Consider the following 3,086-nt stretch of genomic DNA (forward strand, 5'->3'; position numbering starts at 1 on the left):
TTTTCTTCCCCATGTTTTTCGCTCCTTTTTAAGTTAGTCTAGCATACTTTTTTCTAACTTAAAATCTGGCTCGATTTTCGGGGGGCATGCCAATACTGGTCAACAGTCTGCTGCTGATCCGATGGAACTGATTTTGATAAACGGAGGCAAAAAGAGTGTATGATGAAAATAAGGCGCAGCGTGCAGTTCAATTTATCAACTGCTTAAAGCATACCAAAGGTCAGTGGCGTGGAGTACCGTTTGAACTGTTGCCCTGGCAGGATACAATCATCCGCGAGGTTTTTGGAACGGTGAAAGCAAATGGCTATCGGCAATATAATTCGGCTTACATTGAAATTCCAAAGAAGAATGGAAAGAGTGAACTTGCTGCTGCAATAGCACTATATATGACTTGCGGCGACAATGAATGGGGGGCGGAAGTGTATGGCTGTGCTTCCGATCGCCAGCAGGCTTCCATCGTATTTGACGTGGCAGTCGATATGGTAGATCAGTGCCCGGCACTCAAAAAACGGATTAAACCGATCATGTCGGTGAAGCGACTTGTTTATCAGCCAACCAATAGCTTTTACCAGGTGTTGTCGGCAGAAGCTTATACCAAGCATGGACTCAATGTGCATGCCGTTGTATTTGATGAGTTGCACGCTCAGCCTAATCGTAATCTATATGATGTTATGACCAAAGGCTCTGGCGATGCCAGAACACAACCGCTATTTTTCCTGATTACTACCGCTGGCAATGACCGAAACTCGATCTGCTATGAAGTGCATCAAAAAGCGACGGACATTTTGTCCGGAAGAAAAATTGACCCGACTTTCTATTCAGCTATTTATGGAATCGAGGATACTGACGATTGGGGCAATGAAGAAAATTGGTATAAGGCTAACCCATCCCTGGGTCATACCATTGATATAGAAAAAGTCAGGGCTGCCTTTCAAAGCGCGAAAGAGAATTTAGCCGAGGAAAACCTGTTTAGGCAATTACGGCTTAACCAATGGGTGAAGCAGTCAGTGCGCTGGATGCAGATGGACCGTTGGGACGAGTGCGATTTTCCAATCTGTCCCGAAAGTCTACACGGTAGAGTTTGTTATGGCGGGCTTGATTTATCTAGTACCACGGATATTACTGCTTTTGTGCTGGTGTTTCCGCCGCTTGAAGACGATGAGAAATTTATTGTGCTGCCTTATTTTTGGATTCCGGAGGATAATCTCGCAACCAGAGTTAGGCGCGATCATGTACCGTACGATATCTGGGAGCAACAGGGTTATATTAAGACCACCGAGGGCAACGTAGTTCATTATGGCTTCATTGAAGCGTTTATTGAGGAACTCAACACCAAGTATAACATCAAGGAAATTGCCTTCGACCGCTGGGGCGCTGTGCAAATGGTGCAAAATCTTGAAGGCATGGGTTTTACCGTTGTGCCGTTTGGCCAGGGTTATAAGGACATGTCTCCAGCGTCCAAGGAGCTGATGAAGCTGACCTTGGAAAAGAAGTTGGCTCATGGAAGCAATCCGGTGCTTCGTTGGATGATGGATAACATCTATGTAAAAACAGATCCGGCGGGCAACATCAAGCCAGATAAAGAAAAAAGCACCGATCGCATTGACGGTGCTGTAGCGCTTATCATGGCGCTGGACAGGGCTATTCGGAATGGTGGCTATAGTGGGAGCGTGTATGATAATAGAGGGATACTGGTGTTGTAGTTAAACTGGTTCGATACGACGTACAACTTTCATTGAGGCTATACCTGTTTTTTCGTAGGTCATTGCAGAGGTGACGTACTTGGGCTGATAAGATTTTGGAATATCTTTTTGCGACCTGGTTAAATATCCAAAAGGTTCTAGAACGATTCGTACCATTGTTCCTAAAGCTTGTTTTGTGAAGTTGTCCTTTAGGTCAAACTGGGGTGAAGACTGGCTCTCGTAATAATTTTCGATTTGAGCCAAGCAGGCACATAGAGCCGGTTTCCCAGCCTCGCTGATGTCAATCATTGCGATAATGTTTTGATCTTCAGACAAAATGGTATCAAAAATGTGGATGGCCTCTGCATTGCCGGAAAACTTTTTGTAGTTTGGGGCCTTTTGAAGAAAGTCACTAAAAGTTGCTTTCATAAAATAAAACCTCCTTAAAAACGTATTTTCAGTTACGTGTTATTACATAACTAATATAACATATCGATATAGGGAGTGCAATATGTTATTGAAAATATTTCTAAAAAGGCATGTATTTTCTTGAAAGTGGAGGTGACTCATGAAAATCCCCTTTTTATCGCGTTTTTTTCAAACAAGAGCCAGCCCGCAAAACAGCTTCTGGGGTAGCGCCTACAGTTTTTTCTTCGGCACCAGCTCCAGCGGCAAGACGGTCAACGAGCGAACGGCGCTGCAAACCACCGCGGTCTACGCCTGCGTCAGAATCCTGGCGGAAACCATCGCTTCGTTGCCAATGCACACTTATCGTTATACAGCCAACGGCAAGGAAAAAGCCATCGACCATCCAATCTATTATTTGCTCCATAGCGAGCCAAATCCGGAGATGACCTCATTCGTGTTTCGCGAAACACTGATGGGGCATCTTTTGTTATGGGGCAATGCCTATGCCCAGATCATCCGAGATGGCCGGGGCAGAGTTGTTGGCTTATATCCGCTGCTCCCGAACAAGATGCTGGTCAACCGGAACGATCAGGGAATTCTGTACTACCAATACGAAAAAGATGGGCAGACATTTTTATTGCGCAATTACGAAGTCCTCCACATTCCAGGACTTGGCTTTGACGGCCTTATCGGCTACTCGCCGATTGCCATGGCCAAAAACGCGATCGGAATGGCCATCGCCACTGAGGAATATGGCGCTAAGTTCTTTGCCAATGGGGCAAATCCCGGAGGAGTACTCGAGCATCCCGGCGTGGTCAAAGATCCGGCGCGTATCCGGGAAAGCTGGAATGCCGTGTACCAGGGAAGTAGCAACGCTCACCGGGTAGCGGTGCTGGAAGAGGGTGTACGCCCAGATAGGGCGTCATTAAAAGTAGGATAAGGAACTACCACCCACAATCATGGGTGAGCCAATCTGCCTAACCGAAAGGCGAAAGC

The 3,086-nt window shown here is 46.1% G+C and carries 3 protein-coding genes; 2 read left to right on the top strand and 1 reads right to left on the bottom strand.

The window, feature by feature from the left end:
- Positions 1–155: 155 nt before the first annotated feature.
- Positions 156–1,703, top strand: coding sequence for a terminase large subunit (locus tag C508_RS0117220; protein WP_018704810.1), 1,548 nt, complete (start codon positions 156–158; stop codon positions 1,701–1,703).
- Here C508_RS0117220 and C508_RS0117225 read toward each other — a convergent pair whose 3' ends face one another.
- Positions 1,704–2,111, bottom strand: a complete 408-nt coding sequence (locus tag C508_RS0117225) for a hypothetical protein (protein WP_018704811.1) — start codon at positions 2,109–2,111, stop codon at positions 1,704–1,706.
- A gap of 145 nt (positions 2,112–2,256) precedes the next feature.
- Here C508_RS0117225 and C508_RS0117230 point away from each other — a divergent pair, with 145 nt between their 5' ends.
- Positions 2,257–3,030, top strand: coding sequence for a phage portal protein (locus C508_RS0117230; protein WP_422664659.1), 774 nt, complete (start codon positions 2,257–2,259; stop codon positions 3,028–3,030).
- Positions 3,031–3,086 lie beyond the last annotated feature (56 nt).

It is taken from the genome of Anaeromusa acidaminophila DSM 3853 (assembly GCF_000374545.1).
Lineage (GTDB): Bacteria > Bacillota > Negativicutes > Anaeromusales > Anaeromusaceae > Anaeromusa > Anaeromusa acidaminophila.

Coding starts and splice junctions, on each gene's coding strand:
- C508_RS0117225 (WP_018704811.1), bottom strand. CDS start 2,111: ATGAAAGCAACTTTTAGTGACTTTCTTCAAAAGGCCCCAAACTACAAA.